Origin of the sequence: Shewanella sp. M16 (assembly GCF_018224605.1) — a bacterium.
In the GTDB taxonomy this organism is placed as follows: Bacteria; Pseudomonadota; Gammaproteobacteria; order Enterobacterales; family Shewanellaceae; genus Shewanella; species Shewanella oncorhynchi.
The window spans coordinates 1-25,705 of record NZ_JAGTUL010000009.1 but is presented as its reverse complement, the minus strand read 5'-3'; the positions used below and the strand labels follow the sequence as shown (position 1 = coordinate 25,705).

Sequence of the window (25,705 nt, the reverse complement as noted above, 5' to 3'; positions counted from 1 at the left end):
GTTCACAGATGCATACATGGTGACTTGCTTTATGTTGATACTAAGGCTGTGTAAATAAGCCCTATCCCTATCCTATATAGCATTGATGAAGTGAATGGAATGAAGCGTCAATCCTTATTAAGGTGTGAGCAACGCAATAGTGAACCGCCACGTAGCACTTTAAACACTAAACGCAAAGCATAGTAAAAGGCCACTTGTTACGTATCCCCCTTAAACAGTCTGTTCTGTTTGTTTTCCATGGTATGTACAAACCCAAGACACATATGACAACAGAGTCAAACATTTACAACTATTTATGTATGTCCCATAGTCCAAATGAGTTTCAACTCCGTGCAAAATACCGTTTCTATTCGGCCCCCTAACTTTATCATCAATTTCATAGCTCTTTGAGTTAGCCGAAAATTGGTTTTTCACTATTGACTGTTTGAGGAACACTTTAAAAAAAGCACCGGATTTTTGTTCAACGATTCGGTAAATCTTAGATTTTTCGCTATCTTTCCGGCTAAAAATTGAGCTTTCAAATGTTGAATAAAAAATACCGTCCACTTGTGAAAGAAAAAGTGGGATTGATGCAACATAATTTTCTTCTTCATGCAGCTTCAAAGCAGCAGATACGATATGTCTCCTAGACTCTAAATTGTCCAAAAGATCTGTCACAATAGATTCATAAGCATTATTTAAACGCTCGATCATCAGACTATCTAATAGATCGAGATCGTGAAAATACTTCTTATGAAGCATGACTGGTGTATGTTGAGTTGGATACCAACCACTTTCAACTGCTGTTACCCAAAGTGCTTCAATACGAGTGGGAGCATAAAGCAGAGTTTTTTCAATTAATAAATTTATGTCCAAAAATGCCTCATCATCTGCATAAACATAACGCTCGCCTAAGGGCTGGCAACGATGCACGTTGACAGTCCCTCGTTACATGCCTAACGCAAGAACTTACGAATTCTCTTATCAAACGAGCTTTTAAATTTGATTAAGTTGTTGATATGCCATACTTTAATTTCATGAAGTTCACTTTCTTCAGAAATCGAGCCTATACGATAGATTGCAACTCTTGTTGCTCTTTTTCCGTCCAGAGGCTCCCACGAAAGCTCACGACCAAATTCATTTTCAATTTCAGCTTTGCTTTCCAATAAATGGTTCAGACAAGACTCATTTTGTTCAGCGCTACCAAAGTCAATATAGAGCTCTGTACGAACTTTATTACCTTGGCAAAAATTTGCACCGTAGTTAATACCTGAGATACCCGAAGCAAAAGCGTACCAATTTTGAGGCTGACCAGCTTTTGCAGACGTAAACTTATGCTCAACTCTTAACTTATCAATTAGACCTTGGAAATAAGTACGGTACTTCTCTGATTTTTCACTTGTTTTTTCAACAGGCTTACTCTTTTGCCATTCGTTTGGGAAAACAACCGGTTTCAGATTAAACGCAGGTTTAGAATTATCGATTTGTATAACTTCAACAACAACGGCAAAAAATTGAGTTTTACTGTCTGTTCTGTGGTTTAGCCAATCTAAGGCTTGACGGTGCTCTTCACGAATTGTTTCAGCGACCCAAATAACAAACGAAGCATCAAAGCCAGCCGCATATGTCAGCAATTTGCCTAGATGATCGTGATCCGTCTGAGAGAACTGGTTTTCAATAATAACGTACTCAGCGGAACCAAGGTCTTTAGCTAAAATATCGAGGGAAAAATTCCCAACACTTGCTTCTTCTTTGACTAACTCAAGCTCCAAACCGACAGCCTTACCTAACTCATGAATATTTTCCGCTAACCACGGTGTAAAATCCTGAGCCTCATGTGCCCAAATATCTCGTAATGGGACTTTTTTCAATTCACCAAACATATGATTACCTATTACTGACAGGAATATAACTGTGCATTATCTGCATATCGAATAAAACCCAAGCTGTATTGAGCAGGGGATTAGAATGATATGAGTAAATAATTAAAATATACCAATAAGTTAGCATCATCCTCTGAATGTCATCAACATATTTCATCAGGAAAAATAGAGACCTTATTTATCTTGAATTATTTGGCGTGGTTAGATAAAGGATTCAGCTGCTTGCATAAAAGCAAGCATAAATCGATAACTTTTAGATTCGATTTGTAGCAACTTTATAAGTTTTCTATTAAGCCCATATAAAAACGGCTAAGGCTGTGAGTAGAAAAATGTTTTTTTCGTATAAGGGGTGTAATGAGTCAGTGGTATTCGTGTTGAGTGCTCACAGGCTCTTTGCTGATGATATGGATATCACTTGATCTTTCCATTCAATATTGAGATACAGTAAGATGTAACAATTCTTTGTTTATTTTACTAAAACCAGCTTTAAATCAGCTTCTTAGGAAACGTAGAGGGGGTTCGACTCCCTCAATACGTTTTGCACATTCGAGATAGTGAATAAGCCACTTATAGCGAAAATCTCCGTATGCTTTTAAAGCGACAGTTAACACTGATGTCCGAAAGGTGAGTCATGGTGATTTGCGAGACGACCGTCCGCCCCATGGACGGGGCGGTCGAGCATCCACGGATGGACTAGCTGCGTGTCGGTGAGAAAATGCCATGACAAGCCTAAACTCTTGGGCTAATTAATAAAAAAGCCAGCAAAGCTAAATGCTTGCTGGCTTTTCTGTCTAACTTATTCATTCGCTTTATAACATCACACGAGCACTTAATCTCAGCGGCTCAACTATGACTTCTTAGGGAAAATCGGATAGGACTCAGTGCCTAACACTTTGCCATCAACAGTGAGACCATAGTAATCGCTGTCATTGTGGTATTTTTCCTGCGCTTGCTTTACATCACCTTTGCTACGTGGGTCCTGCGGACGCTCGTGGGAGTTGATGTAAGCGGCAACATCCCAAGCCTGTTGGTTCGTCAACTGCATACTCTTACCAAAGGGCATGTTTTCATAAATGAAAAATGCGGCAGTATTGACCCTGTGCATTCCCGCACCCCAGTTATAACTTTGAGGTCCCCACAGCGGCGGCAGTGCATACACACCCGCAATGGCTTGACCTTGCCCATCAACACCATGACAAGTTTGGCAATGGGCGACATACACGGCTTTACCTCGTTCAGGTGAATAGGCTTGTTCGGGTTTTGGGATCTCAGGATAAGCTCGCCCCGGCAAGTTAGCACGTTGCTCAACTGTCATAGCCTTAGCTAATGCCTCTGGTAGTGGGAAGTCATCCCGCTTGGCACCTTTGACTAACTCAGCATCACTGATCTCAGGAACAGGGCCACTGATATTAGCCTCATCCATCAAGCCGCCCATGCCTAACCAATAAGCGTAAGCAGAAAGCGCCACTAACTCAGGGCTACCTGATGCTGGGGCTTTACCATTCATCGAATAGTTAAAACAGCCTTGGATGCGTTCTTCAAAGCTACTAACTTTATTGTCTTTTTTACGATACGCCGGATAAGCAAAATACGCGCCCCAAAGGGGTGATGCATTGGCTTTACGGCCTGCATCCATATGGCAATTGGTACAGTTAAGCTCATTACCCACATACTTATCACGCAGCTGTTGGGTATTCACAAACAGTTGATAACCTAAACGCACTTTGTCACCAAAGGCGCCTTCGGGAATCGCACTCAAAGGTCTAGGGGTAAGATAGGTTTGATCTGCGACCTTAGGGAAAGAAGGCAGCGGAGCTTGCTTATCTGGCCGTTCTTGTACTGGCTCAGTTTCAGCTTGCGCCTGAACGGTTAACGACCCCATCGCGGCCAGTAATAACATTGCGGAATATTTCATGGCCGGCTCCTTATTTTAAATTCGCAAAGTAGTTGGCTAACGCATCAATCTCGGCGACAGTGAGCTTATTCGCGACGCTCCCCATCATGCCATCGACGTCACCTTTACGTGTTCCCGACTGCCATGCCAATAATTGCGTTTTGATATAACTCGCCTGTTGACCTGCTAAGCGAGGAAATAAGCCGCCACCTAATGCAGAAGGACCATGGCAGGTCACGCAGGCTGGTAAACCACGGGACCAATCACCTTGATAGGCTAAACGGGCGGTGTCGTCATTAAAAACAACTTGTTCACCGCGGATAACAGGCTTGACGTCATTGGCAGGCTTAGCTGAAAAATAGCTCGATACTTGCTCAATACCGTCACCTTGGAGCGTCATTGCCATCGGCATCATAGTCGCGTTTTGGCGAACGCCCGCTTGGAAATGCTGCAATTGTGTCGAGATATATTCTTTAGATAATCCCGCTAATCGAGGGCCGAGTGGTTCAATACCCTCACCCGCTGCCCCATGGCAAGACACACATAACTGTGCAGCTTGTGGCATAACGTTCATCAATTGTTTGTCAGAAGGCTCGGCGGCAGCGGCATAGCCGCTACATAGCGTTAAGCCTATGACTAATGTTTTAATCTTCATGTTCTATCCTTGAAGAGAATTAAGCTCTAAAGCATAGGGGTTATTGTTATTTATGTTTGTGCTCACACACTAAACCCATTTTAAAATCAGCCGCTCATTTTTAAAACAGCCAATAAATGAGCCTTAACATTCATTAAGAGTCACTTATTGTTCAATTCAAACGGGATAAATTTACCTTACTCTGTACAAGGTTAAGCTGCAAGCCTTCAAGACTTAATGGCCTGTTCAATAACCAAATCGCGTCGATTCGAAATGATTCAATAACTTATGTATCAAATAGCATAAAAGCAACGTGCCAACGATAGCGATTAAAATACTGCTCACTCGGTATAAAGCACTGAAGATTAAGTCGTTACCTGGGGTCAAATACTGCCCAAACAAAATCCCTAACGTGGTCATAGCACCAAAACCCACGCCAGAGCCATTCGCCTCGCGCACATGGGCTTGGCTAAAAATCATCAGTCCAATCCACAGCAAGGGGACAACTAACATCAATAACCCAGACCAATCATAGAGCAGCAACTGCACGAGTATCCCAAACGACACCCCCAACAGGGTGCCTATGGCGCGCTTACGGGCGTAGTCGAGTGCACCATTCCAATGCATAGGAAACAATAGCAAAAGAGTGGTCGCTTGAGCCGACATCGAATCCCGCAGATCAAATATTTGGAACACCAGAAACGATGCCGTCGCTATGGTCGCGCCGAGCAAGGCTTCGTGGCGCATTCTATGCGGCGCCTTAGGCCCAGGTTTGTAAGCCGCTCTCGGTTCAACATCGGGCCAGAGTGCCGTCATAGCGTAGGCGATAACAACTGAAAGTGCGGTCGCCCAAAAGTTACTGAAAACTAAGTCGTTTAAGTCAACGCCGGGATAGCTTGCAAAGTGCAGCATGATACTGAGACTCAGCACACCGTTGGCACCAAAGAGAAACAAACTGCCGCGGGACATGGCCGCAAAGCGATATAAAAATAATAGGAAAACGATAGGAGTCATCATGCCGGGATGGCTGCCAAAGAAACCGCCGAGTAACCCAACCTCTAACCCAGCCATGGCAGATGAAGCTAATAATTGGCGCATAGCATGGCCATTCATCACTGGCACTAATCCGAGTAGTAGCATAGGTGTCACAGTGAAGAAGACTCCATTGCTCCAACCAAAAATTTTACACAGGGTAAAACCTAAGGTCGCGCCAGTCGCAATCCGTAAACACTGGCGTAAATCGTTGGCCGTCAATGGGCTATGGCGTAGTAACATGCTCGTCGCCTTGTTCTATCGATACATTAAATGAGGATGTTTAGCTGGCTTATGCTGCGTTCACACTTATGTTGCTTTGAAGCGTTCACTCAAGCCACTCGCGGCAAATACAAACCACCGCGAGTCACTCGTGCTCGTCAACACAGATAAGTACTGATGGATATGCCGATAAATATGCTGGTAAATACGCTAGTAAACATTCTAGTAAATAGGCTAGTAAATATAGTGCAGCAGGCTGATTGCTTTAATCTGCACCTTAGCGAGCAAGCGAAAAAGGCTATTCTCGGGCAGCAATTGCACGGTCGCGCGCGCACCGGCTGGTAAGCTGTTCATTGCCATACCATCTAACACTAGATGTAATCTCAATCTTTGGGCATCACGTACCCAACGGTCCGATTCCTGTGGCGCGGCTAAACGGCCATTGGCATCGAATTGCCCTGCACTCACGCCCGCATCAACACTGCTCACCGTCGCCCGATATAAACGCCCAGGTTCGCCATCGAACGCAATCAAAGCGGTCGAAGTAGCATTCACGCCACGCAGGCTCTTCTCGCGAAAATCGGCAATAATATCCACTTTATCCGATACCACGGCCAACAGAGGTTGCCCCACGGTCGCAAAACTACCGACTTCTAATTGCAGGTTAGTCACTATCCCATCTTGATCAGCACGTATTTGGGTGTAAGACAGATTAAGCTCGGCTTGGGCTAAATGGTTTTGCGCCTGACGCACTTTAAGATTCTCTTCGCCATAACTGCCACGACTCACTTTGAGTTTTTCTAAACGGGCATTGGCGGCAAGCACATTAGCTTCAGCAGCTGCGGCATCGCTATCGGCTAGCTCCTTTTGCTGCTGCGATACGCCATGGGTGGCATACAGGGCATCGAGACGTTTAGCCTCACTGCGCTTTTGTTGTGAGGTGGTTTTATTGGCATTGACCTCGGCCTTAGCGGCCAGTAGCGAAGCATCTAACTCAGCATTATCTTGACGGGCTTGCTCTAAGGCCAATTTAGCTTGCGATACCGCTAACTCATAGGACGCGGGATCGACTTGAAACAACAAATCACCCTTGGCAACCGCTTGGTTATTGGTTACAGCTATGGTCTGGATTTTACCGCTGATCTGCGGCGTCACTTTCGTCACTACACGGGTCGCCATGGCTTGAGGCGTCAATGGCATCATAGTGTCGGCCAGCATGAAATAGCCAAAAACCATCACAAAGCCAAACATGGCAAATTTTACTAAACGGGCAAACTGTTGATCCGGTGTCATCTTCTTTCTCACAAAAGGGTGTCTGTAACCTTGGTTAATTTGGCGCTGGCGTTGTCGCTGATCAGGCTAATAATGCGTTCAAATTCGCTCAACTCTTCGGCACTGATCCCGCCTAATAACTCACGGCGCACTTGAATAATCCGCGCTTCCATTTGCTTTAAAACATCTAATCCCGCTGGCGTCAGGCTCACAATCCTTGCTCGCTTATCTTTGTCACAACAATGACGCTCGACTAAACCTTGCTCTTCTAATTGCCCTAAGGTACGCATTAGCGAAGCCAATTCAATTTCTAAGGCATCGGCCAACACTTTTTGGCTAACACTGTCGCCTAAACGCAGTAATTTCCACAATGCCGTCCAACGGGGATGAGTTAATCCTAAAGGTGCCAGCTCAACATCGGCCACGGTACGCCACAGTCGATGCAGACGGCCTAAATGCTCCGCCAGTGATAACTCTTTTAGTCGCTCTAATTCTTTTTGCATCTTGCCCACCCACTTAGTTAGCGTGCTAAGCATTATACTTAGTTAGCATGCTAAGTAAATATTTAGGCCCAAAATAGATCTGTGTCCAAGGGCACGAAACGAGCGTAAGAGGGAATAAATAACTTAAAAAGGTTCGCGCCCTCTCAAATCTTATCAAGTTGTATCTCTATAATATCAAACGGATAAATTGAGTTGATTTGCACATGAATTGGAGGCTGTTTTGATAAATCTAAAAATTAGTACGAGGATCGTTATTGGGATCTGTCTATTACTGTTAACAGTAATGAGCTTTATCATGCCGCTCGTTCTCTCTGAATTCAGTCGCCAAGTTGCAGAATCCGAGCAAAGAGAACTCCATAAGATCTATGAAACCGCTGTTGCCGAGATAGCCTCATCGGGCAAATTAGCCGAAGCAATGGCAACCATCATCTCACTCACGCCAGAAGTTCAAAGCACCTTTGCAACAGGCGAGCGTGATGAACTCACCGCCCGTACCTTACCTATATTTACCCAACTTAAGCGCGATTTTGCGGTTCAGCAATTCCAATTTCATAGGCCACCAGCCACTTCTTTTCTACGCTTGCATCGTCCCGAAAAATTTGGCGATGATCTCACCAGCATACGCAAGACCATAGTTGAAACAAATAGCCAAAAGCGCCCTCTTTATGGCTTGGAATATGGAGTGGAAGGATTAGGTATTCGTGGTTTAGTTCCAATGAGTTACAACGGGCAACACACAGGATCAGTTGAGTTTGGCATGTCCTTCGGTCAACCCTTTTTTGATAATTTTAAACAAGCCTATCAAGCAGAAATTGCCCTCATCTTGCCAGATGATTCTGGATATAAGTTATTTGGCGCTACATTCACGCCTGATACCCAAGCGACAGATGAACTCAATAACGTCATGCAAGGCCATGAAGTCATACGCACTATTTCCTTAAATAACAAAACCTACGCCCTGTATCGCAACGCCATAAAAGATTATTCAGGAAACGTATTTGGGGTACTCGATATTGCGATGGATAGAACCCATTCAGAACAAGCGATAGCGGATATTCGCCTTAAGTTGATCCTTATCGGTTTAGTGGCTCTGGTCATTGGAACCGCCATTGCTTGGTTTATTGCCAAAGGGATTACTCGCCCTATCGCTGAAACCACCCAAGCCATGAATGATATCGCTGAAGGTGAAGGCGATTTAACCCGCAGAATCGCGGTAAAAGGTAAGGATGAAATTGCTGAATTATCGATGGCATTCAACCGGTTTGTAGAAAAAATCCACAACACAGTTTCCCACGTCGCCGACTCAACAAGCCTGCTCGCCACCTCTGCTGAAGAAATGTCGAGCATTACGCGGGAAACCCAGAAGATGGCAAGTCGTCAGCACCTCGAAACCGAGCAAGTTGCCACCGCAATGAATGAAATGGCCGCAACGGTTCAAGAAGTTGCCCATAACGCGACCGATGCGGCCGATGCCGCCAATCATGCCAATGACTCAACCGAACAAGGCAAATTGGTTGTACAAAAAGTGGTAACCACTATAGCCATATTAGCCGAGGAAATAGCCACAGCAGCGAGTGCAATCAATGAATTAGAGCGTAATACCGCTGAAATTGATTCTGTGCTTGTGGTTATCCGTAATATTGCCGACCAAACTAATTTACTCGCACTCAATGCGGCAATTGAAGCCGCAAGGGCGGGAGAACAAGGCCGAGGATTTGCGGTCGTTGCCGATGAAGTACGCACTCTGGCGAGCCGCACTCAAGCATCTACGACGGAAATTCAGCAGATGATCGAAGCGCTTCAGCATAAAGCTAAGTCTACAGTCAATGCGATGGAAACCAGCACCCGCACCACCCAAAGCTGTGTATCCCAAGTTCACCAAGCGGGTGAAGCACTCGAAGCCATTACCCATGCGGTTTCCACCATTAGCCAGATGAATATCCAGATCGCCAGCGCTGCAAATGAGCAATGTGCGGTTTCGGCAGAAATTAATAAAAATGTTAATAACATCAATGATATTGCGACCAATGCGACAGATAGTGCGGTACAAACTGCACGCGCCGGCGATGAGCTTGCCCAACTCGCAGCCCGTTTAACAACTTTATTAGCTCAATTTAGAATTTAAACAAAACAAAACGCCGCATTCTCTGCGGCGTTTTTATTAGTTTATTTTATAAGGTTTTATTTAGGACGCACGCCTAAAGTGTGGCAAATCGCGTAGGTCAATTCGGCGCGATTTAAGGTGTAAAAATGGAAATCCTTCACGCCTTCGCGGGACAGCACTTTCACCATGTCGATGGCCACGTTTGCCCCCACCAATTGGCGTGTACCCGCATCGTTTTCTAGGCCGTCGAATTGCTTATGTAACCAATTCGGTAACGACACATTGGTCATGCCCGCGAAACGTTTTAGCTGGGTAAAGTTAGTCACAGGTAAAATGCCCGGTACAATTTCAACGTCGATACCGGCGGCAACGCAGCGGTCACGAAAACGCAGGTAAGATTCCACATCGAAGAAAAATTGGGTAATGGCACGGCTAGCGCCCGCATCAATCTTACGCTTAAGGTTGATCAAATCCGCCTGTGCATTACTCGCATCGGGATGCACTTCTGGATAAGCCGCAACGGAAATATCAAAGTCAGCCACAGAGCGCAGCAAACGCACTAAATCCGCTGCAAAACGGGTTGGCTTGGGGCTGCCTGCGGGCAAATCACCCCGCAGTGCCACTATGTCACGAATGCCCGATTTCCAGTAATGCTTAGCCAGTTCTAACAGCTCTTCATCGCTGGCATCCACTAAGGTTAAGTGCGGCGCGGCAACGAGGTCAGTTTCCTGTTGGATACGTTCAATCACGCCGTGTGTGCGGTCGCGCACGCCTGAGTTAGCACCGTAAGTCACAGACACAAACTTAGGATTCAGCGGCTCTAAACGACGGATAGAATTCCACAGTATCTGTTCCATTTCGGGGGTCGATGGCGGGAAAAACTCAAAAGAAACATTAATATCGCCATTAAGCTCAGACAAGCTCTGGTTCAGCGATTGTGAATGTTGTGCGTGATGAAAAGCCATGTGTATTTCCTCAACCGCCCTTGGCGCTACTCTTTGCTAGTATGAATTAGTTCAAATGGACGTTTGGACGTCTATATGTCCATATACTAGAGAAACTGAGATGTAAGTCAAGCCAAAAAATACCCATAAACCGCATTTAATCTCGGTTAATTCGATAGATTTATTCTAGCCAATAAAAAAGGACTCGAATGAGTCCTTTTAGAGGCTTGATAGCGCATTATTCCTGCAGCAGATCGCGACAGATCTGGGTCAGATCCGACTGCACCGCCGCCGCTGTCACTTCGCGTCCTGCGCCTGGTCCACGGATGATCAGCGGATTACCTTGGTAGAAGACACTGCGGATCACAAACACATTATCACCAGGGGTTAAGTTGGCGTAAGGGTGATGGGTGTCAATCCACTGCAAACCCACTTCGGCCTTGAGCTCTGGACCGCTGTTGTCTAAGGATGCCACATATCTGAGCACCTTATTTTGCTCCGCCGCCGCACCATACTGTTGCAGCAGATCGGCATCTAACTCGGCAATGCGGGTGAGAAATTGATCTAAGGGAATATCCGCCAAAGCGGCTGGCACGAGTGAACGCAGTTCAATATCTTCAAGCTCGATTTCAAGGCCAATTTCACGGGCCAAAATAAGCAGTTTACGCTGCATATCACGGCCGGAGAGATCGTCGCGGGGATCGGGTTCAGTAATACCTAAGCCTCTAGCTTCAATCACTAATTCTGAAAATGGCTTGCTGGTATCGTATTTCTCAAACAACCAACACAGCGTGCCAGAGAAAATCCCGCCCACCGCTTCAACGCTATCACCGCTGTTACGCAGATCATTTAGCGCATGTTGGATGGGTAAACCTGCGCCACAGCTGGCGTTATAGCGCCAAAACAAACGACGATTACCCAGTTGCTGCTTTAACTCTCGATAGAAAGGCAGTGGACCCGAGCCCGCAAGTTTATTCGCGCTCACCACATGGATGCCACGCTCGAACAGTTCTGGATATTGCAGCGTCAAACTGGCGCTGGCACTGATATCTAAGGCCACCAGCTCATCGCAGTTAACTTGCTCTAATTGCTCGAATAAATGTTCATACTGCCAAGGCGTTGCTTCAGTATTAAACTCTGTTTGCCACGCGGCAAGATTAATCCCAGTGGATTTAATCAAGGCTTTACTCGAACTGACTAAACCGACTAACTCAACACTGGCTTCGAGTTCATGGTCCAGTGATGGTGAAACCGACTTAAACAGATCGATCCAAGCCTCACCGATATTACCCACACCGAGCAGCAGGACGCCAATGCGTTTACGCGGACCAGCGCAGCGACGGTGGACTTTTTGGGTTAACAGATTCACCTGTGACTGAGGCACTAACGTCACTAAACTTAAATCGCCACTGAACAAAGGTTTAGCATCACGGCTCAGCAAACGCGCGAAGCTGCGGCGATAATGTTCGGCGTCGGCACTCACTAATGCGACTAAACCAAAATCTGTGTTGATCTGCTGATCGCTGATCCCTAATGCTTCTGCCTCGGCATCGAGTAATCTTTGAACTTGTTTTTGATTCTCAGCGGTATAGGCAAGTTCAACTCTTTGATGGGCAGAGGTCCAATGGGCCAATGGCGTTAAACCCGCGGCAATCAATAAATCTAATAAACGAGTTAACTCCCCCGTGAGTTTAAAGCCAAACAGGACGACAGCATTGAGATTAGTCACCACAGGCGCGCTCGCCGACGAACTGTGGGGTGCGATTAAGGTGAAGTCGGTGTGCGATGCATAACTTGAACGCACCGCTAAGCTCACTTCGGTATTGAATAACGGCTGCAGAGTGCGCGAATGCAATACTGGCGAGCCCAAACGCGCTAGGCGATCGGCTTCGGCAAGTGACATGCTTTTCAGTAACTTGGCATCGTTGATTTTATTAGGATCGGCGTTGAATACCCCTTCCACATCGGTCCAAATGGTCACGCGCTCGATATCGGCGAGACTAGCAATCAGGCTGGCGCTAAAATCTGAACCATTACGGCCAAGTAATAGGGTATCGCCACGCTCGTTAGCGCAGATAAAACCTGTGATCACTAAGCGTTCATTGGGATGCGCGGCTAATAGGGCTTGTACTTTAGCGCGGGATTCTTGTACCCGAATTTGTGGCACAGCGGCTTCATCGGCCACTAAAATTGAACAGGCATCCACATGGCTTGCCGCCACGCCAGATTCGCGCAGTAGCGCCGCCATTAAACGTGCCGACCAACGTTCGCCAAAGCTCACCACATGGTTGATTTGGTATTCGTTGCGCTCGTCTAAGGACAACAAGCTGATGAGTTGCGCTTTATCCGTGGCCAAACGCTCACGCAGATCGCGGGCTTGTTCATTCGACAACAACTGCTCAATCAACCCCTGTTGGTAGCTGATCAGCACTTGTAACTCTTCTTGCCATAGCTGACCCGCATCACGCAGCGCTAATAATTTATACAGGAAATTCGTGCTTTTACCCGCCGCAGAGACCACCACAAGATCATCACTATGACCGTGGGTTAACAGGATATGGGCGACTCGACGATAACAATCGGCATCCGCTAAACTGGAGCCACCAAATTTATGTAAGTGACAACGTGCCATCTATTATTCCTCTACTGACAAGCCGCAACGGCGGCTAATCCTGCTTGAATATCTGCAACTAAATCGGCGGCATCTTCAATACCCACCGATAGACGCAATAGGGTGTCCTTAATACCAGCCTCGAAGCGCGCCTGCGGCTCCATGGCTCTGTGGGTCATAGTGGCGGGCACTGCCACTAAACTTTCGACGCCACCTAAACTTTCCGCCACGCTAAATAAGCTGAGTGCACCTAAAAAGGCCACCACTTCGGCCTCGCCGCCTTTGAGTTCAAAACTCAGCATAGCGCCAAAGCCCTGTTGTTGCTTGGCCGCAATGGCGTGGCCTGGGTGATCCGCAAGCCCTGGGTAATAGACTTTACTCACCACAGGGCTTTGGGTTAATACCTCAATAATACGCTGGGCATTGGTTTGATGCTCGCGAATACGCACCGCTAAGGTACGCAGGCCGCGCAGGGTCAGATAACTGTCGAAGGCTGACCCCGTTAAGCCTAGAGTGTTCGACCACCAATGTAAGCTTTCGCCGATTTGCGCGTCTTTGGCGACCACTGCGCCGCCGACCACATCGCTGTGACCATTGATATATTTAGTGGTGGAGTGGATAACGATATCCGCGCCTAACAATAGGGGTTGTTGCAATATCGGCGATAAAAAGGTGTTATCAACCACCACCAGCGCGCCGACCTCATGGCTCACCTTAGCAATGGCTTCGATATCCACCACACGCAATAACGGGTTCGATGGGGTTTCGAGCCACACCATCTTAGGATTCTGGGCAATGGCGGCGGCTAACGCTTGGCTGTCGGTTTGGTCGACCACAATGAGCTTAAACTGGCCTTTCTTCGCCAAGTTGGTAAATAAACGGTAGGAACCGCCATAGCAATCATGGGGCACAACCAATAGGTCATCGGGGCCGAGCAAAGTCGTCACTAAGGTGATGGCCGCCATGCCAGTGCACGTCACTATGCCAGTGGCGCCCTTTTCTAATTGGGCTAATGCTTCGCCTAAAATGCAGCGCGTTGGGTTGCCTGAACGACTGTAATCGAATTCGCGGGGATTTTTATGACCATCGAAGGCGTAATTAGTCGACAAATAAATCGGTGGCACAACTGCGCCATATTGAGTATCGCTTTCGATACCCTGACGCACTGCCAGTGTGGCTAATTGACGCTCTGCCATGGGTGGACTCCTAAATTCGATAGACTGATAGAGATGTCTGGACGTCTAAATGTACCTAAGCCCAACGCCATCGTCAATAGGCGTGAAGACGTTTAGACGTCTGAACATAAAGAAATCTGTTTGCAATCACAAAGAAATAGTAGCAATAATTTGACTGTTCTTTGTAAGGGTTTAAAATCTGCCCCGAATTTAGCGTTATAACAGGTGAGTCAATGACTGAATGGAATGGGGAATACATCAGCCCCTATGCTGAACATGGCAAGAAGAATGAACAAGTAAAAAAAATTACTGTGTCTATTCCGCTCAAAGTGCTTAAGGTCCTCACGGACGAACGTACTCGTCGTCAGGTCAATAATTTGCGTCACGCCACCAACAGCGAGCTGTTGTGTGAGGCATTTTTGCACGCCTACACTGGCCAGCCATTGCCCAACGATGAAGATCTGTCAAAAGATAACCCAGACAGCATTCCCGCCGAAGCCAAGTTGTTGATGGATCAAATGGGAATAGAGTGGGAAGACATGGAATAGCGACTCGTCGCTTTCAAAGTCATATCACAGTGCTCATCAATAGGGATCGTTAACGATCCCTTTTTGTTTATACCCAAGCGACTTCAAACTTTAAATTTCACCATCTTGAGTTGGTTTGGGATATAGGAAATCCTATGTTTTCTATGATAGATCCACAGACACTCGCCTTAGCCTCGCTGGTCGTGTTTCTGGGCGCCTTAACCCAAAGTCTTATTGGGTTTGGGCTTGCGGTTGTCGCCAGTCCTTTGCTGTATATCGTCGATCCACAACTTGTACCTGCGCCTGTTATTGCTATGGGTTTCTCCATCGCCCTGCTGACCTTAGTGCGTGAACGCGGTCACTTAGAATTCAATGGCTTGCAATATGCGCTCATAGGCCGCGTGCCCGGTGGTTTTATCGGCGCGAGTTTATTGCTGTTTGCGCCTCAACCCATACTGGGTTTATCCATCGCCGCCATTGTAACTGTCGCAGTGATCCTCAGCCTGAATAAATTCAGCCTGCCAGTGAATAAGAAAACCCTCTTCAGTGCGGGTGTGGTTTCAGGGATCTTCGGCAATATCGCCGCGATTGGTGGCCCGCCGATGGCGATTTTGTTGGCAGGCAAAGATGCCTCGCAGTTTCGTGCTGCCCTGTCGGCCTTCTTCATTTTTAGCTCCATGATTGCATTGGTCATTTTAGCGATCACTGGCTTATTAGAATTAAAACATCTGTGGCTGTCGTTGATGCTGCTCCCCTCAGTGATTTTAGGTTACTTAGTCGCAGGACGATTAGTGGGCCGTGTCGATAAAGAGAAGACAAAGATGGCGACGTTAGTCCTGTGCAGTATCAGCGCCTTAGTGCTAACGGTGAAGTCGGTTATCGAGTTATTACCCCAATAAGCGTCCCGCTTGTACTGGCAAACCTTCTCAAAATTCAAACAATAAAAAAGCACTGACATTGCCAGTGCTTTTTCTTTATCTATCAATATGTAAAGCTAGATTACACTCAGCTTAAATAGCTTTGCCCTGCGTACACAATAAAGTGTCTTAAGGCGAGTACGCCCGTTAAGCTCGCACAAGCCACCATGATCATCGCGCCCTTAGTGTGGCGAGTCGCGGCGGGTAGCAGCATAAACAGCAATGGAATACCAAAGCCGATACCGACAACGCCTATCCAGAACACGCTTGCCCATAGCCCAGAAGTTAACGATGCTAAGGCCGCAGCCGCCGCGCCGCCCTTGAAGTACAAGGCGCAGAACAACATGAACAGGAACAGGATTTCAATCGCCATCACAGGCAATTCTAAACCGTGCATCTTCACTAAAGTTTTGTCGTGGCTGTCCGTCTTAAACATCAGCAACGCCAGTACCGCATTTGCCGCAGCGCCCGCCGACAAACCCGACACTAAAAACAGCGCAGGCAGTACCGCAGTGTTGAGCATAGGATAGGCATTCATCGCCGAAATTAAGAAGCCAGTGTAAGCCCCTACGCCAATGGCGAGGACAAACAACAATACTTCAATCAGCTTTCGAAATGGCATAAGTAACTTAGCGATAGGTGTTAGGAAACCCAAACCCCATTTTGGTAAGTCATCCCGCAGCACAATAATGGCGTATGCAAAGGCCAAGGGAGAATACGCCAGCAGCGCCAGCACCCCGATTGCCATCACAGACTGGAAGTTATAGTGAATTAAGATCAACCAAAAGTGGAATGGTTTGGTTAAGTCAAACACTAAACAAGCTAGACCTAAGCTAATTGCTACAGGCCCAATAATGGCTGCCGCCTTAAGAATGCTGCTTTCAGCTCCCGCGCTGAGTTCCTTATTCGCCCAGCGTAAACCAATGCCAATCAATAAACTGCCCGCGGATAACCCCGCCATAAACAGGTAAACGGCGATGACCCAGTGCCAAGTGACAGGATCATATTGCGCCATGTCGCCCCAAGTATTGTTCATAATCAAATCCCCCCTCTTTTGGTAGGAACGCGATATACCCTAGGTTTTGTGCCCAAATGGGTTTTATCTTGGTAAGTGATTTTAGTGTTGAGCATGATGGCCACTTCACTGCGTGGATCATTGGCATCACCAAACACTAAGGCATCGGTTGGACACACAGTCACACACGCTGGCTCTTCGCCCCGTGCTAAACGCGTATCCTTACAGAAGTTACACTTATCCGCCGCCTTGGTTTCTGGGTTCATAAAGCGCACTTTATAAGGGCACGCTGCCACACAGTACATACAGCCGACACACTTCTCGGTATGGATAGAGATAATGCCGTCTTCACCCACATAGGCCGCGCCTGTTGGGCACACCTTAACGCAGGGTGCATCTTCACATTGCTGGCAAGATACCCTGTGATATTTGAAATGCAGATTGGGCATCTCACCAAAGGGGCCTTCCACACGCACTTGCAGACGAGTTACGCCTTCGGGTACGCCATTTTCACTGCGACACGCCACGTTACAGGCTTGGCAGCCGATGCACTTATTCTCGTCGTGCACCATTACATATCGTTTATTCATTTAAGCCTCCGATTAGCGCTTTGCCAGCGTGACGCCCGTGGTGTGCACTGTCATGCCACACACAGGAGCAGTAACGTGCGGCAGTAAGTTACCGCAGTGGATACCTTTGCCCGTTGCTCTGACCAACTCTTTGTTTTTAGAACCAAAGCCCATGTAAGCAAACACAGTATCTTGGCGAATACCCGGCGTGACTAAGGCATGGCCTTCTTCTGTGCCAACACTGCTGGTGAGGCGGATTGGGTCGCCATTGCTGATCCCTAATTTGCCCGCAGTAACAGGGTGAATCCACACAGCGTTATCCGACATCAGGTTAGCGAGCATAGGTACATTGTGGGTTGCACCATTGGTGTGCACCGCCACTTTGCCTTGGATAAAGTACAACTCATCTGCTTTTTTAAGATTCACTTCGCGGAACTTGATCACCCCACGGCCCGGTGCCATGGCTTCGACTTTCGCGGAAGTGAGTTCAATCTTGCCACTCGGGGTTTTAAAGGTAAGTGCACTGGCGTAAGTGCCGTCTTCATCGGCAGGTCGCGCATTGGGGTATGCCTTAATAAACTCGGCAACCATCTTAGGCTCGCACAACATAATTGGCTTACCAAAGCTCACAAAACCTTCGTCTTTGATCCGGCGCAGCAGGTCAGTGTCGCGGTTCACCTGCAGCATTTGCAGGGTTTCCATGTTTTCCCATGGATAGAACTCGCCAAGGCCCATAGCCACACCCACATCCTTAAAGATCTGCCAAGAAGGCTTAGTATCACCTAAGGTTTCAACGACCCGTTGGCGCACATAATAGGCCGGATTTTTACCTGACTTATCAGCAATTTCTTCATCACGTTCAAGATAAGTCGATTCAGGTAAAATCACGTCCGCATAGGCGGCGGTTTCGCTGATATACACATCACACACGGCGATAAAGTCGAGCTTTTTCATCGCTTCAACAACGCGCGCTCTGTCTGTCATGGTTTGCATTGGGTTAGTGCGTGACATCACCCAGCCGTGTAACTGGTAAGGAACAGCGCTTAACGTGGCATCGAGAATAGTTTGGTAAACGCCGCCCGATGTCCACATCATGGCGTACTGTTCTTCCACCTGATCGATACGTTTCGCTGCTGGTTTTGGCATGTCTTTCACGCCAGGTTTTGCCAATACGGGCGCAACCGCTTCACCGGCAAGCTTGTTGTAATCACCGGGTTTCTGGCCGATATAAATCCCGCCTTTACGCTCAATATTACCAATCAAGACGTTGGCGGCGTAAAGGGCGCGGCGCATCTCAAACTCTTCGGTGGTAAAGGTGGCTCTGTGACCAAAATCGACCACAGCATGGGGCGCTTTAGCAGCATATTCGTGGGCGATACGACGAATGTCTTTGGCAGGCACATCGGAGATGGTTTCAGCCCATTCAGGGGTATAAGCTTTCACTTCGGCGGCAAAGGCTTCGAAGCCTTCCACATAACGCGCGACAAATGCCTTGTCGTAAAGATTATCTTCAATCAATACATGGCATAACGCCAAGGCGACGGCCACGTCGGTACCGGGGCGAATGGCATACCATTCATCGGCCTTGTCGGCCACAATGGAGAATCTTGGCTCGAACACCACCAGCTTGGCACCTTTGTCCATTTGCGCCGCCATCATGCCGCGGGTTTCGGACATATTGATGCCTTCGTACAGGTTATGCCCGAAGTTAATGATGTATTTAGAGTTACTTAAATCACGTTTAACCTTAGTGCCAAAAATAGCCTTAGCGGCAATTTCATAACCACCTGGGCAAGTCGACGCGTGGGTAAAAGTATTTGGACTACCAAAGGCGGTCGCAAGGTGAAACAAATGCTTTTCTTGTGAGCCAGATTTTGACGAGAATGCCACGGCTTCTGGGCCATGTTCTTTTTTGATTTTATTGAGGTTTTCAGCGATTAATTTATAAGCCTCATCCCAACTGATCTCAGCCCATTTGCCTTCGCCGCGCTCACCGACCCGCTTTAACGGTTTAACGATACGCTGTGGATCGTACAATAAACTATGGCCTGCGCCGCCACGGGCACACACTTTACCGCCAAAGGATTTAGCGGCCTTGTTGCCACTAATGAAGACGTTTTTGCCCTCAATCACCCGCGCCGAAATCGGGCAGCGAGTCGAACACATTTCACAAATACTGGCAATGTCTTTGCCCATGCCCTTTAGCTGCTTATTCTCTAATGCCGCTAAGCTGCCCGGCAGCAGACTGGCCAACGCACACGTGGCGCTGCTCGCTCCTGCTCCCTTTAAAAAGGTTCGCCTATTAAGCTCAATCATGGTTACCTCCATCACGCTCATCCCACCCGCCAGTCGCCACATTGGACGCCATCGAGCAGAGGTTTGCTCACTGATTTGATTACTTTTTTAGTTATAAAGCGTTAAAACAGCGCCACCATATCTTCAAAATACACGGCATACGCTGAATACACTGCTCATCCACAGAGATTGTTATCCCGAAAGAGGTAGGTGGGTATTGTGGTAAACCACATGGGGAAGCTCGGTGTGATCTACCGCAACTAAAACCTAAGACTGACCTTGAAATACGTGAATAAGATCAATAGGTCTTAAAAAACGGACAGAAAAAGCCGCCAGATGGGACAAATGGCGGCTTCAAAAACAAACAGATATTTCAGTAAATTGCGATAACACTCGTGGGATGAGCATCACTATGCTGAGTGAAAAGCTGAGTAAAAACCTACCACAATCCTTAATCCATTAATTCTATATCGAGGCAGTTGAGCAGCCGAATCGCTTCGTCGCGGCTAAACTTAGCGCCTTTGATTTTATTGTTAAAAATGTCGATATCGTAATTTGAGGCCTCGCTGAAATCCGCCTCCAATAATTGAGTTCGGCCAAACAGACTATGACTAAAATCCGTGTAGGTGAAATTGGCTTGATTAAAACTGCCCTCGCGAAAATCCACATCGTGGGCCTTGCACTCTTCGATGATAATTTCATCGAGGGACAAGCCTAAAAATGAGCAGTCGTTTAGAATGCATTGCTTAAAGGAAAAAGGCGCGGCAAAGGATAAACGCGACCACGCGGCGCGGGTCCAATCGATACCGACTAACTTACACTCTTCAAACTCGACCCCGCTGAACTGGCACTGGGGCACTTTCACTAAGCTCAAGTTGCAGCGTACAAAGCGACAATCGATAAACTTACATTTACGAAAAACGCTCTCGCTAAAATGGCAGTCTTGAAAGCAGCAATCCTCGAACTCGATGCCCTGTAGCTCTTGGGCTAATTCCGACAAGCCATTAAACTGTTTTGATAAAAAACTATTGCCCTGCAAAACCGCGCTTTGCGCGAGTTGGGATGGCGCAAGCACTGATTGTTTAAGTACAGGCACTTCTTTCTGTGACGACATAACACCTCTAATCCTGCCCAATCCCCAACCATATGATAATGCAGGGCAATTGGGCTAGGTACTGCTTATTGTTTACTCTCAGATACGAGGCTTGAGACTCACCGGCTAAATGCTCGCGACGAGTTCCTCAAGCTGATCGGTCGCCTTAGACCACCCCTGATAAAACCCCATATCCTCATGATTCTGCCTATCTTCGCTATTCCAATGCAGCACCCGCGCAGTGTACTTGGTCTTACCATCTATAGGTTCAAACATGATGGTTGCCGTCATAAAGGCTTTATCGGACGGCACCCAAGCCTCAGTAAAGGCATCGGTAAATACGATGCGCTCATTCTCAACCACCTCGAGATACACGCCACGATTCGGGAAATCCTGCCCCTCAGGGCTGCGCATCACGATCACATTTGAACCACCGGCACGCACATCTAAGCTCGCGCTAGCCACAGTCCACGGCCTTGGCGTAAACCAAATTTTGAGGAGTTCTGGCTCGGTCCACGCGCGGAACAGCTTTTCTGGCGGCGCATCGATAATCCGCTCTAATACTAGCTCTCGTTGATTATCATTATGTACATGCTGACTTGTGCTCATATTCCCTCCATTGGATATTTGGCTTGATGGTCTTGTCGGCTGCAGCTACGTCATAAGCTCGCACATCAGCGTGCTAAAATACAGCCCTTCAACATTAGCTCGTCCGCAGAACATCACCCTCCATCATGCTCAGCACTGAGTGTTAGCGCGTGATTCCCTTGCAAATCCTTATGCCCGCTAGATTCAAGCCACAGAACTATATAAAGAGCAGTGTAAAGAGCTATGTAAAGATCTGTGCAAAGAGCGATGCAAATAGCCGTGGCAAATTTTGTCAAAAAAGGTAGAATGTCGCCACTTTTTCGCGGCAGTCTAGAACAAGGTTCTCTCGGATTAATGGTTAGCATTTTCGAGCAAAATGGCACGGGCCCAGCCCGCTTTCGCAGACCACTTTCACTGTGGTGCCAACCTTGCCCTGCGTTTGTTCCATCCCTTGCATTATCTCCACCCAATACAATTCAAACACCGCCCGAAAATACAATTTTTGCTGTTCAAGATTTAACATCAAATCCCGCAAACTGGCTGAACGCTTTACGCCCTAAGCCAAGCGCGAATAATAAAGCGGTTGCAATGAATCTGGCTGTTGCTAACGCCATAGTACATCTGCAAACCGACACTTATAAAAACCTTATCCCTACACTCTCTATCCTAAGGAATACTCGTCATGAGTCTTGCTGATTCCGTATTAGCCGTGAATAACGATTTGCCAATCCGCACCGACAGCCCAGTCCACAGCGGCAAGGTTCGCAGCGTTTACTGGCTAACCGATGCCGACAGCCGCCGTTTAATCAAAACCAAGGGTTATAACGTCCCCGAAGATACCCCGCTCGCCATCATGGTGATCAGCGACCGTATCTCAGCCTTCGACTGTATCTTCCACGGTGAAGGTGGCCTCAAAGGCATTCCCGGTAAAGGAGCGGCATTAAACGCGATTTCTAACCACTGGTTTAAACTGTTCGCCGAAAACGGCCTAGCCGACAGCCATATTTTGGATATCCCGCACCCGTTCGTATGGATAGTCCAAAAAGCTCGCCCTATTAAGGTCGAAGCTATTTGCCGCCAGTACATCACAGGCTCAATGTGGCGCGCTTACTCAAAAGGCGAGCGAGTATTCTGTGGCATCACACTGCCAGAAGGCTTAGAAAAAGATCAAAAGCTACCTGAGCTGTTAATCACCCCATCGACTAAGGGCATTTTAACCGGCATCCCAGGCGTGCCAGCCCAAGATGACGTGAACATCAGCCGCAGCGATATCGAAGCCAACTACCAAGCCTTTGGTTTTGAAAAGCTTTCAGATATTGACCTGTACGAAAAGCTGTTAAAGGATGGCTTTAAAGTGATATCAAAAGCACTGGCCGACATTGACCAAGTGTTTGTCGATACCAAGTTCGAGTTTGGCTATGTGACCGATAAAGATGGCAATTCAAAACTGATTTACATGGATGAAGTCGGCACTCCAGACTCATCACGTATTTGGGACGGCGCAGCCTACCGCGATGGCAAGATTTTGGAAAACTCCAAAGAGGGTTTCCGCCAATTCCTGCTCAATCATTTTCCCGATCCTGATGTGCTGCTCAACAAAGACAGAATGCCAGAGCGTGAAGCCCTCGCCCGCGACAATGACCTCCCACTTGAGGCCATGATGCAAGTGTCACGCACTTACACCGGCGTTGCCGAGAAGGTGACTGGCGCTCCAATCCCGCTGCCAGCGAATCCAAAGGCAGATATTATTAAGATACTACGGGAAGAGTATGATCTGATTGTGTAATCAGATTTTGGTTTTTATCAAAAACTTAAATAGAAAAGGCGCTTAGGCGCCTTTTTGTTTGCTTTGCAAAAGCAGATTTTCCAAACTTCGTTTGGATCAAAGTCGTGGGGCTTCACCCCACACCCGACCAAGAGGGGATCAACAGCAATTCCCTCTTGGATCTCCCTTGCCGCCCCTAGCGAAGTTACATGCGTTAGGTACTAGCTTCGTGCTTATTCGAAAATAGCTAACGCTTCCGATGGGGCGTCCCTTCCCCACGAAAGCTACGCAGACGTCCTGTCTGCGTCACGCTATTTCCTTCAACGCCCTTCAGCAACTTCGCAGGGTAAGGTGTTCTTCTGGGGCTTTGGTGTTACTTGAGAGTAATTCAAAGCAAACAGAGTGATACCTACCATCTACTTTAGAGAATTTAACAATGGGTGGCTCGTTAAATTCTGGGATGGTGAATTCTTTAAGCTTCAGTGTTATTTGTGATTATGAAAATAAAGTATTGGATGCAGGTAATTTCTATAGCTTTATGAATGTAGATCACTGAGAATAAAAATAGAATAGCCGTAAATTTGATAGCGAATTATTTATAGAAGGTGTTAAATGGAACCGATAGAAACAGATATTCAAGATAATAACTTTATTAAATGGTCGTCTTGGCTAAAGTATGCAGCAATTATAGGTATAGCTATTTTTATTGTAGTAATGGTGTGGTACTTTTTTCAATTTAGTCCATTGATGAGTGATAGAAATATCATATCTGAAGTGCCGGATGACTGGGGAGCATTTGGTTCACTGCTAGGAGGGGCATCCTCATTTCTAGCTGCAATTGGCACAGTTGGTGTAATGTTATTAGGTATTCAACAATTTATTATCCAACAAAAACAAATTGAAAAACAAAACAACCAAATTGAAAAGCAAACAAAATTAATAGAGAAACAAGAAAATAGACAAGAAGCTTTAGAAAAAAAACAATCTGAAATATGGGATGTTCAGAGAAAATTACTAATTCAAGAGGAAAGCAAACTTATTCTAGATTATTTTACTAAATCTTTAGATTCTGTAGAGGCTGAAAATAAAAATCATAGCTTTAATAACAAATTCTTACTACACAAAAAAATAAACACTGCTTTAAACATCACTGAATTTACATCTAAACTAGTACAGCACATCAACAATTTCAACTCAAAGCTAGAAAAGGTTAGTGAAACAGAGCCACTGGTTATTGGCTTACATGATTTAAAAAGTAAATTAATTATAATAACCTCACATTTGGGAATAGTTTTTTGTGGTAACAAAAAGTCTGGAGATCTCTGCTATTTAAAGGATAGAATAGGATTTAACATCTATATGATTGAATCATCAATTAACAGCTTAAATAGTGTTATTGAATCGCTAAGTGCACATCTTTTGCTTAGTGATGTAAATATCCCACCAATAAATAGTCAATTTAAATTGAGACATAACGATTGTGTCAATCTAATTGTAAAAAATAAAAATTATTCAGATCTGAGCATGATTAGCACTTTTGAGGGGAGTGATTTTCTATTTGAATTTTACACTTACGCCAAGTTCGTCCCCTCTCTTTTTAATGGTTTAAAAAAATACTTGTACGACCTAGAGGTTAGTATGTTTGGAGTTGAAGACTTCAACAACGAAGAATATCGAAAAAAATTCATAAAAGATGCAACTTGCATAATTAAAGCCGTCGAGAATAACCAAATGAGAAGTGAAATAAAAAGTAAATTTGATAGTGCAGTACAATCTTTTAATCAATTTAAAGCGTGTAAATAAATCAGGCCAACACCGCGGTGACAGAAGTTCACCTCCCCTCGGAGTTGCCGCAGGGCATTAGCGTTCGTTGCGTGATCGAGGCATGGATGCCGAGATAGCGTCAGTCGAATCAGGGACGAGCGTCTGACGCGATAGCATAAGAGCACTAATTGCCCAAGGGGCTTTCAACTCCGTTGGGGGCGTCATGGAGCATCCAAGGAGGATAGGACGAGCAGTCCTCCTTGGTCGGGTGTGGGGTGAAACCCCACGACTTTGATTCACCTCGGCCGTAAGGCCGCAATGACAGACAAAGATAGGACATGCATAACTCTCTTGGGATTGCGGCCAACACAGCGGCAATAGAAGGTCACCTACCCTCGGAGTTGCCGCAGGGCATTAGCGCTCGTTGCGTAATCGAGGCATGGTCATTCTCGTGCATCAGACCCATAGGGAAATGGGAAATGTCAGAATGATGTATGGAACATCATTGACCATGCACTTCACGACATTCAGGCATCCGGCCTATCAGATGCCGAGATAGCGTCAGTCAAATCAGGGACGAGCGTCTGACGCGATAGCATAAGAACGCTTAATGCCCAAGAGGCTTTCAACTCCGTTAGGGAACGGCAAGGCAGATCCAAGAGGGAATTGCTGTTGATCCCCTCTTGGTCGGGTGTGGGGTGAAGCCCCACGACGTTGACGTTGATTTTGATTTTGATTTTGATTTTGATTTTGATTTTGACTTTGATTTAAAAAATAAAAACTCGGAGGGGCTTATTAGTAATATAAAAAAGGTGTGATACTGTGCGTGTCACACCTAAATAATTAATATTTAAATTATAAATATAAATAACGAATAATTAGAAGCGATATTGAACAATAATTTTTGATTGATTAAAGT

21 protein-coding genes are annotated in these 25,705 nt (G+C 46.5%); 6 read left to right on the top strand and 15 right to left on the bottom strand.

Annotation, left to right across the window (positions count from 1 at the left end):
• Nucleotides 1-210: 210 nt before the first annotated feature.
• The 7 genes from KFE26_RS07940 to slyA form a co-directional block, all read right to left on the bottom strand.
• Nucleotides 211-912: a hypothetical protein gene (locus tag KFE26_RS07940; protein ID WP_212600092.1), complete on the bottom strand. Its 702-nt coding sequence runs from the start codon at nt 910-912 to the stop codon at nt 211-213.
• Nucleotides 913-935: 23 nt separating this feature from the next.
• Nucleotides 936-1,862 (bottom strand): DUF4268 domain-containing protein, encoded by a 927-nt coding sequence (locus tag KFE26_RS07935; protein WP_212600091.1) that lies wholly within the window; start codon nt 1,860-1,862, stop codon nt 936-938.
• 847 nt (nt 1,863-2,709) lie between these two features.
• Nucleotides 2,710-3,777, bottom strand: coding sequence for a c-type cytochrome (locus tag KFE26_RS07930; RefSeq protein WP_212600090.1), 1,068 nt, complete (start codon nt 3,775-3,777; stop codon nt 2,710-2,712).
• Between the two features lie 10 nt (nt 3,778-3,787).
• Nucleotides 3,788-4,411: a c-type cytochrome gene (locus KFE26_RS07925; protein ID WP_212600089.1), complete on the bottom strand. Its 624-nt coding sequence runs from the start codon at nt 4,409-4,411 to the stop codon at nt 3,788-3,790.
• Between the two features lie 225 nt (nt 4,412-4,636).
• Nucleotides 4,637-5,665: a DUF2955 domain-containing protein gene (locus KFE26_RS07920; protein ID WP_212600088.1), complete on the bottom strand. Its 1,029-nt coding sequence runs from the start codon at nt 5,663-5,665 to the stop codon at nt 4,637-4,639.
• Between the two features lie 213 nt (nt 5,666-5,878).
• Nucleotides 5,879-6,937, bottom strand: coding sequence for an HlyD family secretion protein (locus KFE26_RS07915; RefSeq protein WP_212600087.1), 1,059 nt, complete (start codon nt 6,935-6,937; stop codon nt 5,879-5,881).
• A gap of 8 nt (nt 6,938-6,945) precedes the next feature.
• A complete protein-coding gene (gene slyA / locus KFE26_RS07910) occupies nt 6,946-7,419 on the bottom strand; it encodes a transcriptional regulator SlyA (RefSeq protein WP_105251323.1) in 474 nt (157 codons plus the stop codon).
• Nucleotides 7,420-7,642: 223 nt separating this feature from the next.
• Between slyA and KFE26_RS07905 the strand changes: the two genes are divergently transcribed.
• A complete protein-coding gene (locus KFE26_RS07905) occupies nt 7,643-9,544 on the top strand; it encodes a methyl-accepting chemotaxis protein (RefSeq protein ID WP_212600157.1) in 1,902 nt (633 codons plus the stop codon).
• A 56-nt stretch (nt 9,545-9,600) separates the two neighbouring features.
• Here KFE26_RS07905 and metF read toward each other — a convergent pair whose 3' ends face one another.
• The 3 genes from metF to metB all read right to left on the bottom strand — a co-directional run bounded on the left by metF (nt 9,601) and on the right by metB (nt 14,274).
• Complete coding sequence (metF, locus tag KFE26_RS07900; protein ID WP_173247104.1) at nt 9,601-10,488, bottom strand: methylenetetrahydrofolate reductase; 888 nt, start codon at nt 10,486-10,488, stop codon at nt 9,601-9,603.
• A 217-nt stretch (nt 10,489-10,705) separates the two neighbouring features.
• On the bottom strand, nt 10,706-13,099 hold the full coding sequence (locus KFE26_RS07895) for a bifunctional aspartate kinase/homoserine dehydrogenase II (RefSeq protein ID WP_113940049.1): 2,394 nt from the start codon (nt 13,097-13,099) through the stop codon (nt 10,706-10,708).
• A gap of 11 nt (nt 13,100-13,110) precedes the next feature.
• Nucleotides 13,111-14,274, bottom strand: a complete 1,164-nt coding sequence (metB, locus tag KFE26_RS07890; RefSeq protein WP_212600086.1) for a cystathionine gamma-synthase — start codon at nt 14,272-14,274, stop codon at nt 13,111-13,113.
• A 212-nt stretch (nt 14,275-14,486) separates the two neighbouring features.
• Between metB and metJ the strand changes: the two genes are divergently transcribed.
• Nucleotides 14,487-14,801, top strand: coding sequence for a met regulon transcriptional regulator MetJ (metJ, locus tag KFE26_RS07885; protein WP_105251319.1), 315 nt, complete (start codon nt 14,487-14,489; stop codon nt 14,799-14,801).
• 134 nt (nt 14,802-14,935) lie between these two features.
• Nucleotides 14,936-15,679 carry a sulfite exporter TauE/SafE family protein gene (locus KFE26_RS07880; RefSeq protein ID WP_212600085.1) on the top strand — a complete coding sequence of 248 codons (744 nt, stop codon included), beginning with the start codon at nt 14,936-14,938 and terminating at the stop codon, nt 15,677-15,679.
• Nucleotides 15,680-15,785: 106 nt separating this feature from the next.
• Here KFE26_RS07880 and nrfD read toward each other — a convergent pair whose 3' ends face one another.
• From nrfD to KFE26_RS07855, 5 genes are all read right to left on the bottom strand, one after another.
• Entirely contained in the window at nt 15,786-16,733 is a 948-nt protein-coding gene (gene nrfD, locus KFE26_RS07875) for an NrfD/PsrC family molybdoenzyme membrane anchor subunit (RefSeq protein ID WP_105251317.1), read from the bottom strand.
• Nucleotides 16,734-16,735: 2 nt separating this feature from the next.
• Entirely contained in the window at nt 16,736-17,302 is a 567-nt protein-coding gene (locus KFE26_RS07870; protein ID WP_105251316.1) for a 4Fe-4S dicluster domain-containing protein, read from the bottom strand.
• Between the two features lie 12 nt (nt 17,303-17,314).
• Nucleotides 17,315-19,597: a thiosulfate reductase PhsA gene (phsA, locus tag KFE26_RS07865; protein WP_212600084.1), complete on the bottom strand. Its 2,283-nt coding sequence runs from the start codon at nt 19,595-19,597 to the stop codon at nt 17,315-17,317.
• A 430-nt stretch (nt 19,598-20,027) separates the two neighbouring features.
• Nucleotides 20,028-20,690: a pentapeptide repeat-containing protein gene (locus tag KFE26_RS07860; RefSeq protein ID WP_212600083.1), complete on the bottom strand. Its 663-nt coding sequence runs from the start codon at nt 20,688-20,690 to the stop codon at nt 20,028-20,030.
• Between the two features lie 105 nt (nt 20,691-20,795).
• Nucleotides 20,796-21,278, bottom strand: a complete 483-nt coding sequence (locus tag KFE26_RS07855) for an SRPBCC family protein (RefSeq protein WP_131524358.1) — start codon at nt 21,276-21,278, stop codon at nt 20,796-20,798.
• Nucleotides 21,279-21,524: 246 nt separating this feature from the next.
• Here KFE26_RS07855 and KFE26_RS07850 point away from each other — a divergent pair, with 246 nt between their 5' ends.
• The 3 genes from KFE26_RS07850 (at nt 21,525) to KFE26_RS07840 (ending at nt 24,825) form a co-directional block, all read left to right on the top strand.
• Complete coding sequence (locus KFE26_RS07850; RefSeq protein WP_113940056.1) at nt 21,525-21,953, top strand: hypothetical protein; 429 nt, start codon at nt 21,525-21,527, stop codon at nt 21,951-21,953.
• Nucleotides 21,940-23,043, top strand: coding sequence for a phosphoribosylaminoimidazolesuccinocarboxamide synthase (locus KFE26_RS07845; RefSeq protein WP_212600082.1), 1,104 nt, complete (start codon nt 21,940-21,942; stop codon nt 23,041-23,043). Before KFE26_RS07850 ends, KFE26_RS07845 begins: the two co-directional genes overlap by 14 nt.
• 591 nt (nt 23,044-23,634) lie before the next feature.
• On the top strand, nt 23,635-24,825 hold the full coding sequence (locus KFE26_RS07840) for a hypothetical protein (RefSeq protein WP_212600081.1): 1,191 nt from the start codon (nt 23,635-23,637) through the stop codon (nt 24,823-24,825).
• Nucleotides 24,826-25,705 lie beyond the last annotated feature (880 nt).